The sequence below is a fragment of the Leptospira wolffii serovar Khorat str. Khorat-H2 genome (assembly GCF_000306115.2).
Lineage (GTDB): Bacteria > Spirochaetota > Leptospiria > Leptospirales > Leptospiraceae > Leptospira_B > Leptospira_B wolffii.
Genome location: NZ_AKWX02000020.1, coordinates 538,549 through 558,877, shown reverse-complemented (window position 1 = coordinate 558,877; position 20,329 = coordinate 538,549). Strand labels below are relative to the sequence as shown.

24 protein-coding genes and 1 tRNA gene are annotated in these 20,329 nt (G+C 44.2%); 13 read left to right on the top strand and 12 right to left on the bottom strand.

Features of this window, described 5'->3' with window-relative positions; genetic code table 11:
• Nucleotides 1–46 precede the first annotated feature (46 nt).
• Entirely contained in the window at nt 47–400 is a 354-nt protein-coding gene (locus tag LEP1GSC061_RS15860) for a hypothetical protein (protein WP_016546811.1), read from the top strand.
• On the opposite strand, the gene LEP1GSC061_RS15855 is transcribed toward LEP1GSC061_RS15860, so the two are convergent.
• Nucleotides 383–1,660 carry a porin gene (locus LEP1GSC061_RS15855; RefSeq protein WP_016546712.1) on the bottom strand — a complete coding sequence of 426 codons (1,278 nt, stop codon included), beginning with the start codon at nt 1,658–1,660 and terminating at the stop codon, nt 383–385. The two genes, LEP1GSC061_RS15860 and LEP1GSC061_RS15855, sit on opposite strands and share 18 nt — an antisense overlap.
• A 233-nt stretch (nt 1,661–1,893) precedes the next feature.
• On the opposite strand from LEP1GSC061_RS15855, the gene LEP1GSC061_RS15845 reads away from it, so the two are divergent.
• The gene (locus LEP1GSC061_RS15845) at nt 1,894–3,687 is read left to right on the top strand and encodes a monovalent cation:proton antiporter-2 (CPA2) family protein (protein WP_016546577.1); all 1,794 of its coding nucleotides are present in this window, start codon (nt 1,894–1,896) and stop codon (nt 3,685–3,687) included.
• A 45-nt stretch (nt 3,688–3,732) separates the two neighbouring features.
• Here LEP1GSC061_RS15845 and LEP1GSC061_RS15840 read toward each other — a convergent pair whose 3' ends face one another.
• Complete coding sequence (locus tag LEP1GSC061_RS15840) at nt 3,733–4,353, bottom strand: DUF6935 domain-containing protein (protein ID WP_016546208.1); 621 nt, start codon at nt 4,351–4,353, stop codon at nt 3,733–3,735.
• A gap of 268 nt (nt 4,354–4,621) precedes the next feature.
• On the opposite strand from LEP1GSC061_RS15840, the gene LEP1GSC061_RS21950 reads away from it, so the two are divergent.
• The 4 genes from LEP1GSC061_RS21950 (at nt 4,622) to LEP1GSC061_RS15815 (ending at nt 7,935) form a co-directional block, all read left to right on the top strand.
• Nucleotides 4,622–5,401 carry a ZIP family metal transporter gene (locus LEP1GSC061_RS21950; RefSeq protein WP_040509286.1) on the top strand — a complete coding sequence of 260 codons (780 nt, stop codon included), beginning with the start codon at nt 4,622–4,624 and terminating at the stop codon, nt 5,399–5,401.
• Between the two features lie 23 nt (nt 5,402–5,424).
• Nucleotides 5,425–6,183 (top strand): SH3 domain-containing protein, encoded by a 759-nt coding sequence (locus LEP1GSC061_RS15830; RefSeq protein ID WP_016546074.1) that lies wholly within the window; start codon nt 5,425–5,427, stop codon nt 6,181–6,183.
• Between the two features lie 714 nt (nt 6,184–6,897).
• Nucleotides 6,898–7,542, top strand: coding sequence for a hypothetical protein (locus LEP1GSC061_RS15820; protein WP_016546582.1), 645 nt, complete (start codon nt 6,898–6,900; stop codon nt 7,540–7,542).
• A gap of 123 nt (nt 7,543–7,665) precedes the next feature.
• Nucleotides 7,666–7,935 carry a hypothetical protein gene (locus tag LEP1GSC061_RS15815; protein ID WP_040508991.1) on the top strand — a complete coding sequence of 90 codons (270 nt, stop codon included), beginning with the start codon at nt 7,666–7,668 and terminating at the stop codon, nt 7,933–7,935.
• Nucleotides 7,936–8,045: 110 nt separating this feature from the next.
• On the opposite strand, the gene LEP1GSC061_RS15810 is transcribed toward LEP1GSC061_RS15815, so the two are convergent.
• A tRNA-Gly gene (locus LEP1GSC061_RS15810) sits at nt 8,046–8,117 on the bottom strand.
• A gap of 62 nt (nt 8,118–8,179) precedes the next feature.
• Between LEP1GSC061_RS15810 and LEP1GSC061_RS15805 the strand changes: the two genes are divergently transcribed.
• Both LEP1GSC061_RS15805 and LEP1GSC061_RS15800 read left to right on the top strand, forming a co-directional pair.
• Nucleotides 8,180–9,709, top strand: a complete 1,530-nt coding sequence (locus tag LEP1GSC061_RS15805) for a carboxypeptidase M32 (RefSeq protein WP_016546351.1) — start codon at nt 8,180–8,182, stop codon at nt 9,707–9,709.
• Nucleotides 9,706–10,044: a hypothetical protein gene (locus LEP1GSC061_RS15800; RefSeq protein ID WP_016546366.1), complete on the top strand. Its 339-nt coding sequence runs from the start codon at nt 9,706–9,708 to the stop codon at nt 10,042–10,044. The genes LEP1GSC061_RS15805 and LEP1GSC061_RS15800 overlap by 4 nt, the downstream gene beginning before the upstream one ends.
• Nucleotides 10,045–10,048: 4 nt before the next feature.
• Here the strand turns inward: LEP1GSC061_RS15800 and LEP1GSC061_RS15795 are convergent, their stop codons facing one another.
• The 4 genes from LEP1GSC061_RS15795 to LEP1GSC061_RS15780 all read right to left on the bottom strand — a co-directional run bounded on the left by LEP1GSC061_RS15795 (nt 10,049) and on the right by LEP1GSC061_RS15780 (nt 12,204).
• On the bottom strand, nt 10,049–10,375 hold the full coding sequence (locus LEP1GSC061_RS15795) for a YnfA family protein (RefSeq protein WP_016546653.1): 327 nt from the start codon (nt 10,373–10,375) through the stop codon (nt 10,049–10,051).
• On the bottom strand, nt 10,375–10,860 hold the full coding sequence (locus LEP1GSC061_RS15790; protein ID WP_016546799.1) for a DUF1801 domain-containing protein: 486 nt from the start codon (nt 10,858–10,860) through the stop codon (nt 10,375–10,377). The genes LEP1GSC061_RS15795 and LEP1GSC061_RS15790 overlap by 1 nt, the downstream gene beginning before the upstream one ends.
• A 122-nt stretch (nt 10,861–10,982) precedes the next feature.
• Nucleotides 10,983–11,792: a hypothetical protein gene (locus LEP1GSC061_RS15785; protein ID WP_016546450.1), complete on the bottom strand. Its 810-nt coding sequence runs from the start codon at nt 11,790–11,792 to the stop codon at nt 10,983–10,985.
• Nucleotides 11,779–12,204 (bottom strand): ABA4-like family protein, encoded by a 426-nt coding sequence (locus LEP1GSC061_RS15780; RefSeq protein ID WP_040509284.1) that lies wholly within the window; start codon nt 12,202–12,204, stop codon nt 11,779–11,781. Before LEP1GSC061_RS15780 ends, LEP1GSC061_RS15785 begins: the two co-directional genes overlap by 14 nt.
• 117 nt (nt 12,205–12,321) lie before the next feature.
• On the opposite strand from LEP1GSC061_RS15780, the gene LEP1GSC061_RS15775 reads away from it, so the two are divergent.
• Nucleotides 12,322–12,972, top strand: coding sequence for a TetR/AcrR family transcriptional regulator (locus tag LEP1GSC061_RS15775; RefSeq protein ID WP_016546402.1), 651 nt, complete (start codon nt 12,322–12,324; stop codon nt 12,970–12,972).
• 3 nt (nt 12,973–12,975) lie between these two features.
• Here the strand turns inward: LEP1GSC061_RS15775 and LEP1GSC061_RS15770 are convergent, their stop codons facing one another.
• From LEP1GSC061_RS15770 to LEP1GSC061_RS15755, 4 genes are all read right to left on the bottom strand, one after another.
• On the bottom strand, nt 12,976–13,791 hold the full coding sequence (locus LEP1GSC061_RS15770) for a PhzF family phenazine biosynthesis protein (RefSeq protein ID WP_016546294.1): 816 nt from the start codon (nt 13,789–13,791) through the stop codon (nt 12,976–12,978).
• A 123-nt stretch (nt 13,792–13,914) separates the two neighbouring features.
• Nucleotides 13,915–14,304, bottom strand: coding sequence for a DUF423 domain-containing protein (locus LEP1GSC061_RS15765; RefSeq protein ID WP_016546407.1), 390 nt, complete (start codon nt 14,302–14,304; stop codon nt 13,915–13,917).
• Entirely contained in the window at nt 14,285–14,878 is a 594-nt protein-coding gene (locus LEP1GSC061_RS15760) for a hypothetical protein (RefSeq protein ID WP_016546488.1), read from the bottom strand. The genes LEP1GSC061_RS15765 and LEP1GSC061_RS15760 overlap by 20 nt, the downstream gene beginning before the upstream one ends.
• The gene (locus LEP1GSC061_RS15755) at nt 14,878–15,204 is read right to left on the bottom strand and encodes a TRL domain-containing protein (protein WP_100758273.1); all 327 of its coding nucleotides are present in this window, start codon (nt 15,202–15,204) and stop codon (nt 14,878–14,880) included. Before LEP1GSC061_RS15755 ends, LEP1GSC061_RS15760 begins: the two co-directional genes overlap by 1 nt.
• Nucleotides 15,205–15,349: 145 nt before the next feature.
• Between LEP1GSC061_RS15755 and rocD the strand changes: the two genes are divergently transcribed.
• The 4 genes from rocD to LEP1GSC061_RS15735 all read left to right on the top strand — a co-directional run bounded on the left by rocD (nt 15,350) and on the right by LEP1GSC061_RS15735 (nt 19,111).
• Nucleotides 15,350–16,594, top strand: coding sequence for an ornithine--oxo-acid transaminase (rocD, locus tag LEP1GSC061_RS15750; protein ID WP_016546592.1), 1,245 nt, complete (start codon nt 15,350–15,352; stop codon nt 16,592–16,594).
• A gap of 21 nt (nt 16,595–16,615) precedes the next feature.
• A complete protein-coding gene (locus LEP1GSC061_RS15745) occupies nt 16,616–16,945 on the top strand; it encodes a hypothetical protein (RefSeq protein ID WP_016546272.1) in 330 nt (109 codons plus the stop codon).
• A gap of 192 nt (nt 16,946–17,137) precedes the next feature.
• Nucleotides 17,138–18,913 carry a cation:proton antiporter gene (locus tag LEP1GSC061_RS15740; protein WP_040509282.1) on the top strand — a complete coding sequence of 592 codons (1,776 nt, stop codon included), beginning with the start codon at nt 17,138–17,140 and terminating at the stop codon, nt 18,911–18,913.
• A gap of 9 nt (nt 18,914–18,922) precedes the next feature.
• Nucleotides 18,923–19,111, top strand: a complete 189-nt coding sequence (locus tag LEP1GSC061_RS15735) for a DUF1289 domain-containing protein (protein ID WP_040508985.1) — start codon at nt 18,923–18,925, stop codon at nt 19,109–19,111.
• A 7-nt stretch (nt 19,112–19,118) separates the two neighbouring features.
• On the opposite strand, the gene LEP1GSC061_RS15730 is transcribed toward LEP1GSC061_RS15735, so the two are convergent.
• Entirely contained in the window at nt 19,119–20,240 is a 1,122-nt protein-coding gene (locus LEP1GSC061_RS15730) for a glycosyltransferase family 4 protein (protein WP_040509279.1), read from the bottom strand.
• Between the last annotated feature and the right edge of the window lie 89 nt (nt 20,241–20,329).

Sequence of the window (20,329 nt, the reverse complement as noted above, 5' to 3'; positions counted from 1 at the left end):
CCAAGAATCCGGCAGGAGAAACAACTAAATTGTAAGGGAAGAAAGAATGAAATTTAGAACCTTATTCGATCCGAAGAACGAGACCGAAGGCGAAGCATTAGAAAACACGGAAGCGAATTGGGAAGAGGCGATCTTGATCTGCACGAAATGCGCCTCTAAAATCCGAGGAGAAGTTTCCTTCGGCAAGACAAGATTAAAGGGAGAAATTAAAGCTGCTCTTAGATCGGAAGGAATCGAATCCGTCCGTGTAGTGGAAGTTTCTTGTCTGGACGTATGTGAGAGAGACAGGATCGCGATCGCTTCCAGTTTGCAATCCCCCTTAGGAAGAAAGATACTTCTTGTTCCGCCGGGAACTTCGGGTAGGAAAATTTGGAGGAATTTATCAAATCTTAATGGATAAGGAGAAGATGAACATTCTATCCAATTTGGAAGTATGAGTTTCATGCGGATAGATGGAGTCCATAGAACGTCTGTATTGGTAGGTGAATCTGACTAAAACCGCGGGATCCGGAATATAATCGAGAGTAGCGGTAGCTCCGCTTGTTTGGAAACCGTCCTTGCTATTCGTGACGATAATCATTTGCTCCCGATCCAAATACCTTTCCAAACGGGTTCCGATCCTCCATTCCGGAAGGAACCGGTACGCAAACCAGATATTTCCCACATAAATCTGCCTAAAAGCGTTACTATCTCTACGAACGTATAAAGGACCGTTATCCGTATAAACCAGGTCCTCTCTACTCGCCCTTTCTTGGTATCCCACATCGAAAGAAGAAGCCAAAGTGAGATGCTCGAGAGGCTTCCATTCTGCGATGAAATTATTATAGTATCTCATTTCCTTGGGAGTCGCAGTCGGTTGTTCGTTTCCCGCAAATGTGTTCCATCGAAACATTAGATTTCCTATGGGATTCCATTCTAATCTGAATCCGCCGGAGATATCCTTGTTATTGTCGGTCACGACTTGGTAACCGTTATTTAGATGCAATTGGTAGGATAATTTTTCCGTAATCTTTCCGCTTAGGCGTACTCCGGAAACGTAATAAGGAACGTAGTCGAGGGAGAATGCTCTCGTATAAACGAAGTTTTCGTGGGATATCCAGGATTCGTATCCCAGATGCCCGAAATAAATCCCCGCATCCAACCAGGTGGATTTTCCCAGCCGAAACCCTCCGTAAGCTTCCTGCATATTGCGAATCGAAGTTTCGTTGGAAGTCTTACCCGTGGTTCCTTCTCCTCCATAATTGGCGACGACGGAAGTACCGAATTGAAGAGCAAGTCTACCTCTGTATTTATCCGTCTCCACCTTGGCGTCTACGTAAGCGAGGTTGATATTGTATTCGTTGGTGCGAGTCGCCTGAGTAGTATACTGTAATTCCTTGGAATCTGGCCGGTTCAAACTAGCGTTATAGTATCCGTCCACTAAGAATCCGAACACAACGGGATCTTTTTTCTGGTTCGAAGCGGGCTTCAATTCTTCTTCTTTAATATAAGCGTCTTCTTTTTTTTCCTCGGTCGGCGGCTCTACCGACTTTGCGGAAGTGGAGATTTCCTTTTCCTGAATTTTCTGAGTTTCGGGAGACTTTTTCTCCTGCGCTTCCAATCCGACCAGAGCGAAAGAAAAGCAAAAGATGCAAATGAATTTCAAAAACCGAACTCTCATCGACGGACGCCTAAGGAAGGCTTCGTTATTGAATCTTTGCGCCCTCATCCCGCAAGCTTTTCTTTCAAACCCCGGAGGCTTAAATTCCCGGTTTATTTATTCGGATTCGAAAGAAAATAAGAATGGAACTTAATTCTTGAACGATTAGCCTCGATCGCAGAGGAAAGACTAATAGATTTACGGTCGAAAAAAGTCTAATGTAAACCGAACGAAAAACCAAAGGAAACGAATTGATGGAAGAAAAAAGTTTAATCGTCACCGCAATCATCCTACTCACAACAGCCGTTCTTTGCGTTCCGATCTTTAAAAAATTCGGCATTGGATCCATTATAGGATACGTTGCCGGAGGAATATTGATCGGACCTCACGGAATCCGATTGGTCACCGGAGGCACCGAGATCATGCATTTTGCGGAATTCGGGGTGGTGCTTCTGCTCTTTCTCATCGGCTTGGAACTGAGACCCCAAACTTTATGGGTCTTAAGAAAACCGGTTTTCGGGATGGGAATCAGCCAAGTACTTCTTACCTCATTAATTCTTGCCGCGAGTATTTCTTATCTATTCCAACTGAACCTGGTTTCTTCGGTCATTTTAGGACTTAGCTTATCCCTATCCTCCACCGCATTCGCTTTGCAATCTCTCGCGGAAAAGAACCAACTAAAAACGAATCATGGTCGATCCGCATTCGCCATTCTACTCTTCCAAGATTTGGCGGTGATTCCAATTATGGCGATTCTTCCTTTGGCAGCGATGAATTCGAATAGTTCGGGAAACGAGTCCTTGGATCTTTATAAATTAGGAACTGCTTTACTTGCTATCATACTAGTCATCTTAAGCGGCCGTTTTCTGATGAGGCCCCTATTCCGGATGATCGCCGCTTCCGGAAACCATGAGATATTCGTGGCGCTTTCCCTTCTTCTCGTGCTCGGAGTCTCTTTGGCGATGGAAAAAGTCGGACTCTCCATGGCCTTAGGTTCCTTCTTAGGGGGAGTTTTACTCGCCGATTCGGAGTATAGACATGAACTGGAAGCGAACCTAGAACCGTTTAAGGGTCTGCTTTTAGGACTATTCTTCTTGGCGGTGGGGATGTCCATGAATCTGGAAATTCTCATCTCTAATCCGCTTCTAATACTCGCACTTGCATTCGGACTTCTTTCTATAAAAGGAATCGTGTTATTCCTCATAGGAAGAGCGAGCAAATTGAATTCGGACTCCTCTTCGAATCTTGCAGTGACCATCTCCCAGGGAGGGGAATTCGCATTCGTAATCCTGAACGTAGCAGTGCAATTATCCATCTTGGAAAAAAATATCGCGGACTATTCGATCGTAATCGTAACCGTCTCCATGCTACTCACTCCTTTCGTAGGCATATTCAAGGATAAATGGATCGATCCTTATACGAACGTCCAGGAAGAAAGACCGGCGGATCCTATTCATGAAAGAAATAGAGTGATCATCGCAGGATTCGGACGGGTGGGTCAGATCGTAGCCAGGATGCTTTATTTACATAAAGTAGGATTCACGGCGTTGGAGCATAACGCGGATCAAGTGAACTCCGCTAGAAAATTCGGCCACAAGATTTATTACGGGGATGCGAGTCGTTTGGATTTGCTCGTCGCAGCGGGAGCGGCGCAAGCGGATATACTTGTTTTAGCGGTTCAGGATGCGGAATTATCCGTAAAAATCGCAACGATTGCCAAGGAACATTTTCCCAACTTAAAAATCATCGCTAGAGCTAGAAATAGATCGCATTACTTCGATCTTTTGGAAGTAGGAATCGAAACGATTCGAAGGGATACTTTCGCTTCTTCTTTGGAGATCGCTCAGGAAACTCTGGTCGATTTAGGATTTCTGCCTTCGGAAGTGGAATACTTTACCCAAAAGTTCCGCAATTACGATGAAGCGATGATCTTAGAACAGTACAAGATACGTCACAGTGAAAAGGAAATGATCGCATTCTCCAAAAACGCCATTCGCCAATTAGAAGAAGCGTTCGCGAGAGATATGGTCCAGAAAGAGGCTTCCTAATTTTCTTCCCGAATGCTCCCTTTCTCAGGGAGCATTCCTTTTAGATCAAAGATCGTCCGCAGGATTCGAGGTAGTAGGCTTTTTGATTCCTACAAGTAAGCTGGAAAATTCGGAAGCCTTCCAAACTCCTTTCGAATTCTTCTTTACCGTAACCGGACGAGGAGTATCCGCGCCGGAAGAAGGAATGAATAATTTTCTTTGCCCCGATTCTTCGGTGCCGCTGAATTTATTCGAAGTTAAGTTAAAAGTATAAGGGGAAGTTCCGGGTTTATAGCCGTTTCCGAAAGAGGAACCAGGCAGATAGGATCCGATCAAATACGGATGCTGCTCCAATTGCCTTCTAACCAAATCGATCGTATTTCGATTCACGTTAAATCCCTTGTAACCGTTCGGAGAAGTATCCTGAACCAAGGAATTGCTATCCAAGCTGATGATCAGCGCCTTCCGTCCCTCTTCCGCATTTTTGGAATATACGGATAATGCGGCGATCAAAACCACAACGGCTCCTTGGGGGGATCCTGCATTCGCATCCCTAAAGGATTCGAAAGAAGCGAAATCGGAGGGCCAAGAATTTACCGTGACCGGCAAAGTTTCGTTTTGGGCGGACAAGGCACCCGTTAAGAATACAATCGAGAAAACGGAAATCAATCTAGGAAGGAGTTTCATACGTTACCTGCAGTAAGAATAGAGACCAAAGTAAAGACCCAAACGAAGACAAGTCCAGAAGAAACCTTAAATCAATTTGGAAATTTTTTATTGGGCGGCTTCTTGCGTTTGCAAGAACCGGGCTGCTACAGGTTCGCTAACGCTCATTCCTCGCAACGGAAAAATTCTAGGATACTTACTAGCGATTCGCTCGGAACTATCGCCTTTCGCATCCCTGCCGCGGAATTTTTTACTGGTTCAAATTCCTTTTCCGAATCGAAATCGGTCTATGACTCATAATATCGTTCTAGTCGGATTCCTCTCCAGTTTGGGGGCCGGTTTATTGACCGGATTTGGTGCTCTGGGAGTTTTCCTGATTCGTAAATTATCCACTCGATTGGAAGACGGATTATTGAGTTTCGCTGCGGGCATCATGCTTGCCGCATCCTTCTTCTCTCTTCTTTTACCTGCATTACAAATAGGAGAGAAATACTTCAAAAACAAGAACTCGATCGCGGGGATCGTAATCTTCGGTCTACTCTTCGGTGTAGGAACTCTTTTCTGCATTCACAAATATGCTCCCCATGAGCATTTCATTTCCGGAAAGGAAGGTCCGGATAGCAAAGCTCTAAGCAGAATCTGGTTATTCGTAATCGCAATCACGCTCCACAATTTTCCGGAAGGCATGGCGGTAGGAGTAGGTTTCGCGGGAGACGATCTGGCCGGCGGAATCTCTCTTGCGACGGGAATCGGTATCCAAAACATACCGGAAGGATTGGCGGTCGCAGTCTCCCTTCTTTCCATAAAATATTCCAAATGGAAATCCTTTTGGATCGCATTCCTTACGGGCCTAGTGGAACCGATCGGAGGACTTTTAGGAAGCCTGGCAGTATCGATGGCCGGACCGATCATGCCTTGGACCATGGGGTTTGCCGCAGGAGCCATGTTGTTTATCATTGTAGGAGAAATTATTCCGGAGACTCATAAAAGAGGATTCCACGATTTCTCCGCTTTGACTTTGATCTTCGGATTCGTTTTCATGATGTACTTGGATACGATTTTTAGTTAGGAAAAAGGAAAGTAATGAGCAGAATGATTCTAATCTGGATCCTATTCTTCTTAACATTCTCCTTCGTTTACGGCGAAGCGAAAGAAAGAGGATTCGTATGGACGGACAGCGGTCTTATACTTCGAAAAGACCCCACAAAGTCGGGGACAAAAATCACCTTAATTCCTAAAAATGAGATCTTCGAATTCTTAAGTAGCGGAGTTAGGAATAATATAGATGGGCAAGAAGCCGCTTGGTGGTTTGTGAACTTTAAGGGGCAATCGGGATGGATCTTTAGCGGTTACGCCGGAAAAATCGACGAGAGTTTTTATGATTCTAAGAACTCCTTATTCGTTGGAAATCCGGATATTCGAAGACAACTTTACGCGGACCTGCAAAGTCTATTCCGAAATTTTGATCCTGGGCATTGCCAAATTGACTTACGATCCAAGGAAAGCTTCGTAGCCGGCGATGAAAATGTGACTTGGAAGGAGCACATGTCGCTGAACTTCAAGACCTTGATAGACACCTTCGAATTCGGATCCAAATATGAAGGATATGTTTATAGAATCACCGATGTCCGAAAAGAAAAGGAGTCTTACATAATTCACTTTGAATCCCTAATGGACGGAACAGGCATGATAGAATTGAAAATCGATCCCGGGAAAAGAAATTTACGCTGGGTTTCCGAAAAAAACAAAAAGCTTCCAAAGCACCTTTCATATACTTACGCGCCGGTCGAAAACGGCGACTTTGTTTGCCATTCTAATGTAAAAACTTGGCTTTATGGTTTCTTGAAATAGTTTGGCAAGGGGCGATGAAGAGAATTTAGATCTTATAACCTAGTTACGTTTTACTTTAGGCGGGGATGCCCTTTTCTTATCTGGGGTATTACTTCCGCAATGGGGACTTTTCGGAGCATGGGTACCATATAAACCTCTACCTTTAAAAATTCTTCAATCTGTGGGAGAATTCATCGGAGGAACTGCTTTAGGCGAAGCACTAATGGTCGTTGGTGGAATAGGACTGGCCTTAATGGCTGTTTTGGAATTAAGCAAAGCGACGGGCTGGGCTGGTTGGTCTTCCGGCGGAATGTTTGGGGGTACTGGCGGAGGAATGGGGCCAAGTAGCTGATAATTAAACTCTTAATTATTATTGGTATACTTTTAATATCAACTTTATCCGGTCACCCTGGGAATGCTGAATTAAGTTATTTTCCTTGATTAATTAAGATTCGATTTTATGCTAAAGTTAGGTTTTTTAATTCTCTTGTTCGCGATTATTTTTTGAGTCTTGAAATTCTTTCAGGAGAATTTTAAAAAAAAATAATGATAAACGGAAATATAGAAAGCCTAACTTTGGAATTGGAAGTTTGATATGGCTCGTATATTTCTCATTAGCATATCTTTTCAAGAATGAAGCTTTTGAAAATTTGACGTTTTTATGCAATATCGCTTCCATCGGATTAAGAGGCACGACTGCATAACGTTAAAGGAATTAATCCTAAGAACAATCTAATGAATATCAATATTTCAATCCTAACTTTTACCTTCTTTTTGATGGGTTGTGCATCAGCGGTTAATGTCGATATAACCGATAAGTATAAATCTGACTACAACGTAGCGCAAAAAAGTAAGTTCTATATTCGATTTGATAATTCCACAGAAAATATAAAATACATATTTAAAATCTTTAAGGATGTGCCTCATTGTGTAAACCCTAACAATTGCTTAGGATATTTTACCAAAATCTACGGTATAACCAGCTCGAATACCGTGCAATTCGATGGAATGCCAACGGGAGAATTCTTCGGCATGTTAAGTTTAGAGTCTACTAGTCTTGCATTTTGGAATTATAATTCTGCTTACTTAACTATATTTTTTGGATATTCCGTGGAAATTGTAGGGGGGAGGGAGGTTTTCAAAGAGTATACGGATTCGAAATGCGGACTGGATCGAATACAGAGATTTCGACTTATATGTCCGAAAATGATAATTGAAAAAGGCTCTACTACCCTCTCTTTTAAGGTCAGTGATCATAAGGTATCTGGTTCAAATACACTGGCTCTTTGGACAAGCGGCCCTTTATTACCATTGTTCTTGATGCTATATGGTCCAGTTGGTTTTGAACAAGAATTAGAATATAAGAGGAATGAAAAGTAAGGGAAATACTCAAGCGGTGCAACGTATTCAAGAAATCATGGTACAAGGATGTGGATTATCCAAAGAAGTGATTTTGGAAAAGCTATCACTCGAAACCGAGAATATTTGTATATAGGATAGGAAATGTTTACTGCCATAACTGCATCATACGCCTTATTTGCAGGGATTCCGGCTGCAATTGAATTAGAGGCGATGGCGGAAGTCTTAGGAGGTGACATAGCGATGTCTACGATTATAGAAGAGATATTCAATATGACTGTTGGAATCACCTTTGTAATATTTAGCGAAATAGTTGCAGTTCTTGCCGCGATTGGTCTCGCTCTTCTCGCAGTAATTGAATTGATGGAGCTAACCGGTTCGTCAGCTGCGCCTAATGGGGGCGGCCTCAGGTAGCGTTCATTGACGCTCTCTACGGATCACTATGAAGGCTTTCTACCGAAACCGTTCGAGCCCTCAAGATATGAACAAGGTTATAAATTTGATTGAGTTGTAAGGGAAATTTTTGCGGGCAGAGGGACTCGAACCCTCACTAGAAGCTTGGAAGGCTACGGTGCTAGCCATTACACCATGCCCGCGATAGGATACAGTCAGTTTTTGGCTGGTGGGCGAGATGTCAATCGAAAAGAGTGATTTTTGTATGTGGGAATCCGAGCTGAATTTATGGGAAAAGGAACTTCCGGCTTTTTTTGCTTACCGTGAAGAATTCAAAAAAATCTACCACCTGAGAAACGCCGTAAGCGTTCTTCATTGGGATATGGAAGTCGCCATTCCTAAAAACGCCCAGGCCGAAAGAGGAGACCAGTTGAGTCTCTTGTCCGGTATGGCTCACCAAATGTTCGTTTCGGATTCTTTTAGAGGTTTGGCGGAAAAAGCCAAAGAAGAAAACGAACGCAAATCTCTTCCCGGCAAACCCCTGAGAGAAAGGGAATTGCAACTTCTATTCAAAGATTTAGATCGCTCCGCCTGTCTGCCTCTTTCCTGGGTGGAGGAATTTTCCAAAACGACCAGCCAAGCACATTCCGTTTGGGCCGAAGCCAGAAAGAAAAACGATGCGGCTTCTTTTCTCCCCGTTTTATCTAAAATCATCGATTTGGTTTTTCAAAAATCGGATTTCTTCGGTTATGATACGGAAGCTTACGACGCACTCTTAGAAGAATACGAACCCGGCGCTCGGGCCTCGGAATTAGAAACGCTCTTCCGGGATCTACGTAAATCCTTGGTTCCACTCCTCGCCAAGGCCAAGGACGCTCCATCTCCCTTTGTAGGAACTTTTCCGGTTTCCTCCCAAGAACTTTTCAATCAGGGGCTTCCCGTTCTTCTAGGACTTCCCGAATCCGATTTTCGTTTGGATCCTAGCGCTCATCCGTTCTCTACTTCTCTAGGTTCCTACGATAAGAGAATCACTACGCGCTACGAAGAATCGGACCCTCTCTCCTCGGTATATTCCGTTCTTCACGAAACGGGACATGCACTCTATGAAGCCGGAATTTCCTTAATCTCCGGAGGACCTTCTCCTTTAAAAGATTCCGCCTCTTTAGGTCTCCATGAATCCCAAAGTCGCCTCTGGGAAAACCAGGTGGGAAGATCGAAGGAGTTTTGGGAAGGACTCTATCCCATTCTTCTCGAAAAGCTGAAACTATCGGAGTCTTCTTTACCTTTTTCTAAATTATATTCTTATGTGAACCAATCCAAGCCTTCCCTGATTCGCGTGGAGGCGGATCAAATCACCTATAACCTTCATGTGATCCTCCGCTTCCAGATCGAAAGGGCCGTTTTTAAAAAAGAACTGCCGGTCTCCGGGATTTCAAACGCCTGGAAAGAAGGTATGAAGGAATTGCTCGGCGTATCCGTTCCCGACGATTCCCAAGGCTTCCTACAAGATGTGCATTGGAGCGGGGGAGCCTTCGGTTATTTTCCCACCTACTCACTAGGAAACATTTATGCGGCCCAGTTATATTCCGCCTTCCTCAAACAAAATCCCGATTTCCTATCTAAGCTTAAGAAAATGGAAACTTCTTCCCTCTTGGATTGGCTTAGAAAAAACGTACATAGCAAGGGCAGAAGTCTGGATGCCAAGGACCTGATACGGGAAGCCACCGGAGAGGATCCGAACTCCAAATATCTGGTAGAATATTTAGGAAGAAAAATCGAGGAGCAATACGAATGAGCGGAGAAGAAAAGGAAGAATTAACCCTGAAGTCCTTCGAAGAATTGTCCTTCTTCGATAACCTGGCCTTATACTATCTTTGCAACGAGACCCCTCCCCAAACTCTGGCTCTCGCTTTCCTAATCGGAGATAAAAAAGTCTGCGGCTCTATGTTAGGAGTTATGGAACCGAAACGAAGAGCCTTCGTTCATGAATTGATGGCGAAACAAAACGATATTCCGGAAGAGAAAAAGAAAGCGGCCGCACAGGGATTACTTATCATCGCAGAAGGTTTGATCACTCGAAATCTAATACGTAAACAGGGAAAATTCTATTACGGAACGGAAAGAGGTTAAATTCCTAACGGGGAGCATAATAGATGATCCCGACGCCCAATAAGGCGACAAAGGATCCGATGATATCGTAACGGTCCGGTTGAAATCCGTCTACCTTCCATGCCCAGACCAAAGACATAAGGATGAAAAATCCTCCATAAGTGGCGTAGACTCTTCCGAAGGAGGAAGTTTGCAAAGCGGCCACTAATCCGTAAGCAGCAAGTACGATTCCCCCCAGGATCATATAATATAACGGTTTACCTTCCCGATACCATAACCAGACCAAATATCCTCCCCCGATCTCGCAGAACCCGGCTAAAATAAAAATGGCGATCGATTGCAGATATTCCATTACGTTTTCCTTTTAGATTTCTTTTTACTCGGTGGGCGAGACTTGGAAATGCGATCCGAGATAATGAATTCTTTCTCCTTCTTTCCCGGAGGAAGTTCCAAAGACTGTCTCAAATAATACAAAATCAACTCCGAATCTATTTCATTCAAAGAAGAATATTCCAGATATCGAATCTGTTTGGTCTCTCCCTTCAATTTCTTTTTAGGGTCCGTAAATAAGACTCCCCATTCGAAAATCAATTGCACTCTTTCCGAAAAAGGAAAAATCCCGCAGACATATCCTTGTTTCGGGTCCCGGAATCCTATCGCCTTCCAGACAGGATATCCTCTCTCCTCCCATTCCGGAAAGAAAGAAGAGATCTTTTTCCTAAGTTCGCCGACTATCTTCAGAATGTTTCCAGGATGGGGTTTTAGAATTTCCTCGATGATTTTGAGATTTTCGGCCTCGGATCTTTTACCGGATTTCGGACTCTGTAAATTTCCCATTCTTCCGAGGTTCCGATCCGACAGATATCCGATCGATCCTTCTTTTATCCTAAGAAAAATAAAAATCCCGAACGAATTCTTAGATTCGCTCGGGATTTGATGACAGGTTTCGACAATCCGGATTAAAGCAATGGTCTTCCCATCATCGCATGTAGGAAGACTGCAAGAACGGAAAGTCCGAATCCTAAGGACAAAATTCCAACGGTCGCCGTTTTCCAATTCTTACGGATGGCGATATAGGAGATTAGAGGAAGAACTTGCAAAGAATGAATTCCTAAAAAATGCGCAATCCGTATATCTCCTCCGTTCCGACTCCAATTTACCAAAGGTAAACCGGGTCCTCCGTCCGGAACCCCTACGGAATGTGCGAGCCTCGCCGACATGAATACCCCTACCACGGATGCAATCGCGAAGATCCATAAGGAAAACCGAATCCCCACTTTTATCCTAGGATCCAAATCGGATTTCATTCGAGCGAATTTATGGTCCATCCATATAGCGACCGGTATCATGGGAAAGATGAACATCCCCATTATGCTGTAAATCGCTCCGTCCAAAGGGGAGGATTGATTGAAATGGGATTGTACTCCCCTGGCGGATTGGATCGTAATCAGAATCAGTTCCACACTTAAGGAGATAAGAAAATATTTCTCGATCCTTTCTTTAAACTTGGGAAATTCCTTCAATTGATCCAGATACCATGCCATGCTCCAAAGAAAGATTCCGATCGAAATCGCGAACTTGATCGGTTTGATCCAGGTGTTCACACCGACGACTTCCCTAATATCGATTACGGAAAGTAGAATGAACAGAGGAACCGTTAAGAAAGAGATCACACCCACGTAAAACATCCTAGGGTTCAAATCCTTCAATAATGTAAGAACGTTTATCGAATTGGATTTTCCGGAAGAAAGAACATTAGATACTTGCACGATTTCCTCCCTTTGCAATCCGAATCACTTGAAAAATCAAGTATCCCACCGGCCCGAATAGGAAAGTCAGAAGAAGGCAAGGAACTAGGATCCATCTTCTGATTCCAAGCGCATCCGCCTCCTTGACTTCCCATACTCCTAGAAACAAATCGAAAGCCAGATAATGAATCCAACCGGCGAGAAGTACCCAGGGATTCGAAAATAGCTGTGCGACTGCTGCTAAAGATTGAAAACCTCCTTCTTGTCCGAAATTCAAACTCAGAATGATCAGATAACCAAGAGAGAGAATTGCAGACCAAAGTCCGCTCTTCACTAAAAGACCCGTTACCTTAGTACAAGGAATCAGGATCAACAAAAGCCAACCTACAAGCGCGAAACAGCTTGCGATCATAAACACCAGTTCAGGAGTCATAAGTACCTCGAATTCTTTTCTTTTTAAAAAGGAATGCTTGCTAAAATGGAAAGACGTCTTAATGTTACTATTGGTAACACCGTATGTTACCAATGTCAACATTTTTTGGAAATTTTTATGCCTGCAAAAAAGAAAATAAAGAAACCGGAAGGCTCCTACCACCATGGAAATCTAGCGGAAACCTTAAAATCCTTGGCCTTAAATCGATTGGAAGAAAGCAAAGATTCCGCTTTTACCATCAGAGAAATCGCAAGAGAAGCGGGAGTCAGTCATGCCGCCGCTTATAGACATTTTCCCTCTCACAGAGACTTACTCGCCGAGATTTGCAAGGAAGGGTTTATTAAAATTACCGAAGCTTTTACGGAAGCGGAGAAGGCAGCTTCCAAAGACGATCCTTTCGATCGTCTACATAAGATCGGTATGGCCTATATAGAATTCTGCATTCGAAATCCAGGATATTACCGAGCTATGTGGCATACGGATTTAGGGCCTATAGGAGAATTAATCGAACTTCAGGAAGCCGGAAAACAATCCTTTTTGAAACTCTGGGAAACCATTCTCGCCTGTAAGGCGGATAATGGATCCAATTTCGATCCCAGGGATATGGCGACCGCGAGTTGGTCCATTGTGCACGGCTTCTCAGTATTGATGAACGAGTATCAACTGAATAATCCCGTATTACAAATCGACAAGAATAATGCGATGGAGGCTGCGGAGAAAATTCTCAACATTCTACTCCACGGATTGAAAGGAAGAAATCGCGGTTAGAAATTATTCTAATCTAATTTTTCCCTCAAGGAAGAGTCTTGCCTTTCCTCCGATTCTTACTCTTTCTCCGCGATCCTCGCAGAGTAAAACTCCCCCTCTTTGCGAGGCTTGGTAAGCGACTAGATTTTTCTTTTGCAAACGAGAAGCCCAATAAGGAATCAAAGTGCAATGAGCGGAGCCGGTAACCGGATCCTCGGGCACTCCTTTTGCGGGAGCGAAAAATCTGGAAACGAAATCATAAGGTTTATCCGGATCCGCAGGAGCCGTTACGATCGCGGCGAAAAACGGTAAGGTTCGGATCGCATCATGATTCGGAATCAGATTCCTGATGTCCGATTCTTTTTCGAAGACGAATAGTATATCCCGAGCCTCTTCCACAAAGGACGGTCGGATATTGAAATAAGCGGAAAGATCCAAGGCATGTTTCGATACCTTAGGAGCTCGAGAAGGAAAATCCAAAAAATAGGTATCTTTATCTCGGAATACTTCCAAGACCCCGCTAGCGGTATGAAAGCGAACCGAGTCGGTATCGCATTTTCCACCCGCAGAAAGTTCGTAGATTGCAAAAGCGGTAGCGAGAGTCGCATGTCCGCAAAGATCCACTTCCACCCCGGGAGTGAACCAACGCAGATCATATTCTCCCGGTTCGTTTCGGGAACGAAAGAAAGCGGTCTCAGATAGATTGTTTTCCGCTGCGATATTCAAAAGAACAGAATCCGGCAACCATTCTCCTTTTAAAGAGACGACTGCGGCCGGATTCCCTGCGAATAACGAATCGGTGAATGCATCGATTTGGTAGATATCATATTCTTCTTTCATAAGATATCCTTAAGATACTGTCCGATTTATTCTTAGTAAACCTACAGTTCTCCTTCTTTTTTACGATACAGAACGAGAAAGCGAATTTGCCTTATCGTTCCTTAGATTCCGAAAAACGACTTATTATTTTCTAAAAGAAAAAGCCGAATAAGAAATCGCAAGCCAACCTACCAAGAAGGACACTCCTCCAATCGGCGTAACAGCTCCTAAAATTCTCAATCCTGTTATCGTTAGTCCGTATAAGGATCCGGAGAAAATCAGGATTCCGATAAAGATTCCCCAGAAACCGACTCTTAAGGATTTGGATTCGCCCCATTTGTCACTGAGTGCGATTACGAATAAAACCACGGAATGAATCAGATGATAACGGGATCCGGTTTCATAAATGAGAAGAAGGTCCGGTGTTACGATGGATTTCAATCCGTGGGCGCCGAACGCGCCGAGTGCGACTCCTAAGAACCCGAGGATCCCCGAAATCAATAAGGGAAGAAAATTAGAATTTTTGGATGGCATAACTTTGAAACCTGAGACATTTCCGTCTGAATAAACCGAATATATACGAGGTATTTTCCACGTCCAGGCGACTATCGAATAATGCTTCGATTCCGTTGGATTCCATCTGAGCTTGCAATTCTTCGTAAAAACTTTTTTGCCCGAACACGAAATGGATGGGAATGAAAGCCTCATTAGACCCTCGTTTAATAGGTAGGAACAATCTCATGCCCATCTGACAACCCTTGCTTTCGCCGGAAAATTTCACGATCCTATGTCGGGACCAGTCCCAACCGTCCAAAGAAACGTGAAACATATCCTTATGCGGGAGAGAACTAATGCTGCGGATCAAACCGTCAAAGGCCCCGGTTCTTAATTTGGTGGAGGCGGATCCGAAATGGATGGACGGATCCCTAAAATGCACTCCGTTGATACTCACATCGTTTTCGGGAGGAAAGCCGAGACCAGTAGGGTAAGGTTCCGGATTTCTATGTACCAAGGCTCTGGTTCCTCCTAGAGAAACACAAGAAAAGGCAGCGGATCCTATAAGACCGAGAACGGATAGAAGGAAAATTTTCCATTGAAAAGAAAACATTATTCTTTCTTTAACAACCTTTGGGGAAGTTTCACCCCTATACCGGATACGCGGGTACACTTCTCGAAATACAATCCGAAGACGAATGATTTATAACTATAGTCAGTCTGTACGTCGAAAAGAAGATCCGCTTTGTCCTTAACCGCGTTCTGAACTGCCGCCTCGTAACTCTCGTCTCCGGTATAAACCGCCCAGAGCCAGCTGGTTCCGCAGGAACTTCCCTCTAATTTTCCTACCGGCTCCATACCCCGAACATCGGAATAGCTCTGGGAATAATACCAACCCGGAGATTTTATGTTCGTATATAAGCAATTTGAAAGGAACATAATTGCTAAAATCGGGAGAAAAAGTCCTGTATTACGGACCGAGAAGTTCTTCATGCGCTAATTTTCAACAAGTTGAAACATAAAAGTCAAGGTAAAATAATGAAATCTCCTTGTAGCTCTTCATTCGAAAGAGAATCAAGTAACGATGCACACGCAGGTCTCTCAATTTTATCTGGATTTGGAAAAAGAATACGGCGCGTTCAATTATGAACCTTTACCCGTAGTCTTGGAGACCGGTAAGGGAATCTTTCTTTGGGATACCGAAGGAAAAAAATATTTCGATTTCTTGTCCGCATACAGCGCGGTGAACCAAGGACATTGTCATCCCAAAATCATAGACACTCTTAAAGCCCAGGCGGAAAGACTCACTCTTACTTCCAGAGCCTTTTACAACGATCAGTTAGGTCAAATGGAGAAGTTTCTCTGCGAAACCTTCGGATTCGATCGTATGATTCCGATGAACACCGGAGTGGAAGCCGCCGAGACTTCCGTAAAACTCGCGAGAAGATGGGGATACCAGGTAAAAGGAATTCCGGACGAAAAGGCAAAAATAGTATTCGCTTCCGGAAATTTTTGGGGAAGGAGTCTCGGAGCCATCTCCGCCTCTACGGATCCTTTGAGTCGAAACGATTTCGGCCCCTTCGTTCCCGGCTTCGAAACGATTCCGTTCAACGATACTAAAGCCCTGGAAAAAGAATTAGAAAATCCGAATGTTTGCGCATTCATGGTCGAACCTATCCAAGGAGAAGCGGGAGTTCTTCTCCCCGACTCCGGATATTTACGGGAAATCAGAAGGATCTGCTCCGAGAAAAAAATTCTGCTCATATTGGACGAAATCCAGACGGGACTCGGAAGAACCGGGAAACTCCTGGCCTCGGATCACGAAAACGTAAAGCCGGATATTTTAGTTTTAGGCAAGGCCCTTTCCGGAGGAACAATGCCCGTCTCCGCTACCCTGGCCTCGGATGAGATCATTCTTACTTTAAAGCCCGGCACTCACGGTTCCACCTTCGGGGGAAATCCCTTAGGAGCGGCCGTCGCAAAAACGGCTGTCCAAGTGCTTTTAGAAGAGAAACTTTCCGAAAATGCGGAAGCCCGGGGAATCGAGTTCAGAGAATCCATGCAACTGTTGAGAGAATCCTTTCCGGACAAAATAAAGGAAGTCCGAGGTAAGGGATTGTTAAACGCAGTGGAATTTTTCCCCAATAAGCAGGGAAATCCTATCGCGAAAAAAATCTGCTATCGTCTTATGGAAGATGGGGTACTTGCGAAACAGACTCATGACCATACGATCCGATTCGCTCCTCCATTGTGCATCACTAAAGCGCAAATGATGGAAGCTTCGGACACTATATCCCAGGCGATCCGTAAAACCCTTGACGAATCCTAAGAAAAACCCTCATTTGAACACATGCAAGTCGAGGATAAAAAATACATCCGCGTATGGGAAAAATTAAGCGTTAGCGAGATCACTTCCCAATTGATGATCATCGACGATCTCTACGGCACCTGCGGAAAATGTAAGCACCTCGGATTGAATTACACAAAGGATAAATCCTGCCCCGAATGTGGTACGAAATTCAAATATTTGGCCACGAATCTGAAATCTCCGGCCGATATCGCTAAGATACTCGCGAGAATCGAAAAAGAGAATTTGGATTTCGTCCTGATCGACCGAGAGGACTATAATCAGTCCAAGGCAAAGGATGCGGTTAAGGATTTATTCAAGACCCAAGAATAAAAATAGAATATCTTGAATTTTTAAACCATTTCCGGCTAGAAAGTTCCAGATAAAAAGCCTGTAGGCGATCGTTTGGCGACGATTCGATGATGCAAAAACGGGAGAAATGATCGACTTCCTTTCTTCCTCCTATTCTTTTTGTTTTATCGTTCCAATTTCAATTATTATCGAACGGAGAGACCTAACGCAAAGATGGAACATTCCCTCAGCCTATTAACCGACATCGCATTAAGCATCATATTTGCGACTCTCTTTTCCCATATCGCGAAAGCGATGAAGCAGCCCTTGGTTCTGGGCTATGTAGTCGCGGGACTTTTTATCGGACCGCTATTCGGACCTTTCATCGACTCCAAACTGCATATTGGTTACGTCCATAGCGAAGACAGCATCGAATTGATTTCCGAGATCGGTTTAATCCTTCTTCTATTCATCATCGGTTTGGAAATCGATCTAAAGGAACTGGCTCGTATGGGTAGTTCCATGTTCGCCTTGGGAGTCATCCAATTCTTCGTGGGCGTGGGGATGGCCTGGTTCGCATTCCGAGGTTTCTTTCCTCCGGTTCCTGGAAACTTCGACCTTCTCTATTTCGCGATCGCTCTCTCCTTGAGTTCCACTATGATCGTGGTAAAAGTTCTTCACGATAAATTCGAGATCAGTACTGTCTCGGGGCGATTGACGATCGGAGTACTCGTATTACAGGATATCTGGGCCATTCTATTTATGGGGATCCAACCCGACTTACAGGATCCTCAGATCTGGAACGTTTTAGGCTCCTTGGGAAAGGGTCTTGCATTAGTAGCGATCGCATTCCTCATAAGCCGTTTCCTTCTCTCCAGACTTTTCTTATTTGCGGCGGCAAAACCGGAACTCGTGCTTATCACTTCCATCGCTTGGTGTTTCTTCCTCTGCGGCGTAGCGGAGAAGGCGGAACTCTCCAAAGAAATGGGAGCTCTCATCGCAGGAGTTAGTATCGCCGCTTTCCCCTACGGTGCGGACGTGATCAGCAAACTCTCCGGAATCCGCGACTTCTTCATCACTCTATTCTTTGTAGCGTTGGGCATGAAGATCCAGGCTCCTTCTCCCAACGATTTGGGAATCGCATTCTTGGCGGTGGGATTCGTTCTCGCAAGCCGGGTCCTGATCGTGGCTCCTACCGTATTCTTCTCCGGTAAAGGACTAAGAGCGGGGATCATCGCAGGTTTGAACTTGGCTCAGATCTCCGAGTTCTCTTTAGTAATTCTGGCATTAGGGGTGCAAAAAGCTCATATCGGTAAGGAATTACAGGCGATCGTTCTCACTTCCATGATCATCGCTTCCATTATTTCCACCTACGTGATCCTATTTAACGATACGATCGCTCGCGGGATTCTCTCCATTCTTTCCGTTTTCGGAATCCGAGAAAAAAGAGAACCTTTGGAATCCCAAATCACCGGAGAGACCAAAAGAGATATCGTAGTTCTCGGTTATTTTCGAATTGCTCAGGGATTAATAGACGGAATAGAAGAAGACAGGCCTTCCTGGTTAAAGCGTATCCTGGTCGTGGATTTCAATCCTATCTACAGACAAACTCTGGAGTCCAAAGGAATTCGTTGGGCCTATGGAGATCTGGCGAATCCGGAAAGCCTACACCATTTAGGAATCGAAGAAGCAAGATATGTAGTATGTACGGTTTCGGATATGATTCTGAAAGGAACCACTAACCGTAGACTCTTGGAATCCCTAAAGAGCATCTGTCGCCACCACCAACCTAAAATCATTCTTACTACGGACGATCCTAAGGAAGCCGAAGTATTGAGAAACAACGGAGCAACTCATGTGATTGTTCCCGGTAAACTCTCCGGTCTATCCTTATTCTCCGAACTTAGAGGCATGGTGGAGGAAACGATTCCCAAGAATCCTACCAAAACGAAATCGGCAAAACCCAAAAAATCGACGTCCAATAAGAAGAAAGCCAAATCGGCTAAGTAAGTTCTTGGGATGATTGTTCGCTCTCCTTGCATCAAGATCTGTCAAATGGACCCGGAAACGGGTCTATGCGAAGGATGTTTTCGTACTCTGGACGAAATCGGAAGATGGACTATGTATACCGAAGAACAAAGAAAGGAAATCCGCATCCGAATAGAGGCACGTAAGATTTCCCTGAAAAACGGGTTAACTCCTACCTAAAAGCGTGTTAAACTAAGGCGCGCAAATATTCCTCTACGATTCGATCCGCGGATTTTTTCCAATTGAATCGTTTTGCGTTTTTCAATCCGAGATTTTTCTTAGAACTCATACGCTTCGGAGAAGAATGTAAACCCATCAGTTCCTTCTCGAAGGACGCGTGATCGTAAGGATTGAAATAGAAGGCGCTATCCCCTAAAATTTCCGGAAGCACACTGGTATCGGAAGAGAGAACCGGACAAGCACAGGCCTCGGCTTCGACAGGAGGAAATCCGAAACCTTCATAGAGAGAAGGATACACTAGCATCCCCGCGCCGGAATAGAGAACGGCAAGCTCGTCGATTGTGAGATGCGGAAGCACTTTGATTTTATCTTCCCATCCTCTAACTTTCTCTTTCAGGTAATCCGGCAGCTTTCCGGAGGCGCCAGCGATCACCCAAGTTTTACTCAGTTTCCCTTCGGACCAAAGCTTAGCGAAAGACTCCAAAACAAAGCCTAGATTTTTATGCTCCTTACCGATACCCACGCTGAGCATATATCCGGATGGAATGGAGTATTTTCTTTCCAACTTCTTTACTTCGGAAGAAGTTCTAGGACGAAAGACATGAGAGTCTATTCCATTATAAATCGTATGCATCTTTTCGAACGGAAAGGAAAATACCTCATTCAAATCCTTTGCGGTAAAATCGGATACTGTGATCACACTTCTCGCCTTCTTTCGGATCCTTGCGAGAATGAAACCTAGATACGTTTGTTTCAGAAAAGAAGAATGGAACTGCCTCATCCGGAAGGGAATGATATCGTGAATCGTTACTATGGATCGATCCAGATATCTTAGAGGCACGTTAAAATGAGGGATATCCAACAAATCGAAGCTCTTCATTTCGGGAATTCCGATAAGCTCCCGGATCGAATAGATTCCGGCGTCGTAAGGAAGGTATTCGTATTCTTTTAAAATTTTCGAAGAAAGATTCTCTTTCAGAACCTTTTCGTTTCCAAGAAGAGTGATTCGTATTCCTTTTTTTGAGGCGGGTCCGGCAAGCTCGCCGAGGATTCCTTTGATCCTGGATCCTATCCCCGAATGCGCGATCATTCTCGCATCGAAGCCGATTTTGTACATTCTTCTTATCATGAGATTCCGAGTCCATCCTCCGGACGGAAGTCGGGAAGGCAAGCGGTTCCGATCGCTTTTCCCCTTGAAAAGTAGATCAAAAATCTAAG

What these genes read in the sequence shown, in the direction of transcription:
- LEP1GSC061_RS15855 (WP_016546712.1), bottom strand. Translation starts at nt 1,660, where the DNA reads ATGAGAGTTCGGTTTTTGAAATTCATTTGCATCTTTTGCTTTTCTTTC.
- LEP1GSC061_RS15755 (WP_100758273.1), bottom strand. Translation starts at nt 15,204, where the DNA reads ATGTTCCTTTCAAATTGCTTATATACGAACATAAAATCTCCGGGTTGG.
- LEP1GSC061_RS15775 (WP_016546402.1), top strand. Translation starts at nt 12,322, where the DNA reads ATGCCTGCAAAAAAGAAAATAAAGAAACCGGAAGGCTCCTACCACCAT.
- LEP1GSC061_RS15780 (WP_040509284.1), bottom strand. Translation starts at nt 12,204, where the DNA reads ATGACTCCTGAACTGGTGTTTATGATCGCAAGCTGTTTCGCGCTTGTA.
- LEP1GSC061_RS15745 (WP_016546272.1), top strand. Translation starts at nt 16,616, where the DNA reads ATGCAAGTCGAGGATAAAAAATACATCCGCGTATGGGAAAAATTAAGC.
- LEP1GSC061_RS15860 (WP_016546811.1), top strand. Translation starts at nt 47, where the DNA reads ATGAAATTTAGAACCTTATTCGATCCGAAGAACGAGACCGAAGGCGAA.
- LEP1GSC061_RS15730 (WP_040509279.1), bottom strand. Translation starts at nt 20,240, where the DNA reads ATGATAAGAAGAATGTACAAAATCGGCTTCGATGCGAGAATGATCGCG.
- LEP1GSC061_RS15770 (WP_016546294.1), bottom strand. Translation starts at nt 13,791, where the DNA reads ATGAAAGAAGAATATGATATCTACCAAATCGATGCATTCACCGATTCG.
- LEP1GSC061_RS15795 (WP_016546653.1), bottom strand. Translation starts at nt 10,375, where the DNA reads ATGGAATATCTGCAATCGATCGCCATTTTTATTTTAGCCGGGTTCTGC.
- LEP1GSC061_RS15805 (WP_016546351.1), top strand. Translation starts at nt 8,180, where the DNA reads ATGTGGGAATCCGAGCTGAATTTATGGGAAAAGGAACTTCCGGCTTTT.
- LEP1GSC061_RS15790 (WP_016546799.1), bottom strand. Translation starts at nt 10,860, where the DNA reads ATGGGAAATTTACAGAGTCCGAAATCCGGTAAAAGATCCGAGGCCGAA.
- LEP1GSC061_RS15765 (WP_016546407.1), bottom strand. Translation starts at nt 14,304, where the DNA reads ATGCCATCCAAAAATTCTAATTTTCTTCCCTTATTGATTTCGGGGATC.
- LEP1GSC061_RS15760 (WP_016546488.1), bottom strand. Translation starts at nt 14,878, where the DNA reads ATGTTTTCTTTTCAATGGAAAATTTTCCTTCTATCCGTTCTCGGTCTT.
- LEP1GSC061_RS15820 (WP_016546582.1), top strand. Translation starts at nt 6,898, where the DNA reads ATGAATATCAATATTTCAATCCTAACTTTTACCTTCTTTTTGATGGGT.
- LEP1GSC061_RS21950 (WP_040509286.1), top strand. Translation starts at nt 4,622, where the DNA reads ATGACTCATAATATCGTTCTAGTCGGATTCCTCTCCAGTTTGGGGGCC.
- LEP1GSC061_RS15735 (WP_040508985.1), top strand. Translation starts at nt 18,923, where the DNA reads ATGATTGTTCGCTCTCCTTGCATCAAGATCTGTCAAATGGACCCGGAA.
- LEP1GSC061_RS15845 (WP_016546577.1), top strand. Translation starts at nt 1,894, where the DNA reads ATGGAAGAAAAAAGTTTAATCGTCACCGCAATCATCCTACTCACAACA.
- LEP1GSC061_RS15815 (WP_040508991.1), top strand. Translation starts at nt 7,666, where the DNA reads ATGTTTACTGCCATAACTGCATCATACGCCTTATTTGCAGGGATTCCG.
- LEP1GSC061_RS15800 (WP_016546366.1), top strand. Translation starts at nt 9,706, where the DNA reads ATGAGCGGAGAAGAAAAGGAAGAATTAACCCTGAAGTCCTTCGAAGAA.
- LEP1GSC061_RS15840 (WP_016546208.1), bottom strand. Translation starts at nt 4,353, where the DNA reads ATGAAACTCCTTCCTAGATTGATTTCCGTTTTCTCGATTGTATTCTTA.
- LEP1GSC061_RS15740 (WP_040509282.1), top strand. Translation starts at nt 17,138, where the DNA reads ATGGAACATTCCCTCAGCCTATTAACCGACATCGCATTAAGCATCATA.
- rocD (WP_016546592.1), top strand. Translation starts at nt 15,350, where the DNA reads ATGCACACGCAGGTCTCTCAATTTTATCTGGATTTGGAAAAAGAATAC.
- LEP1GSC061_RS15830 (WP_016546074.1), top strand. Translation starts at nt 5,425, where the DNA reads ATGATTCTAATCTGGATCCTATTCTTCTTAACATTCTCCTTCGTTTAC.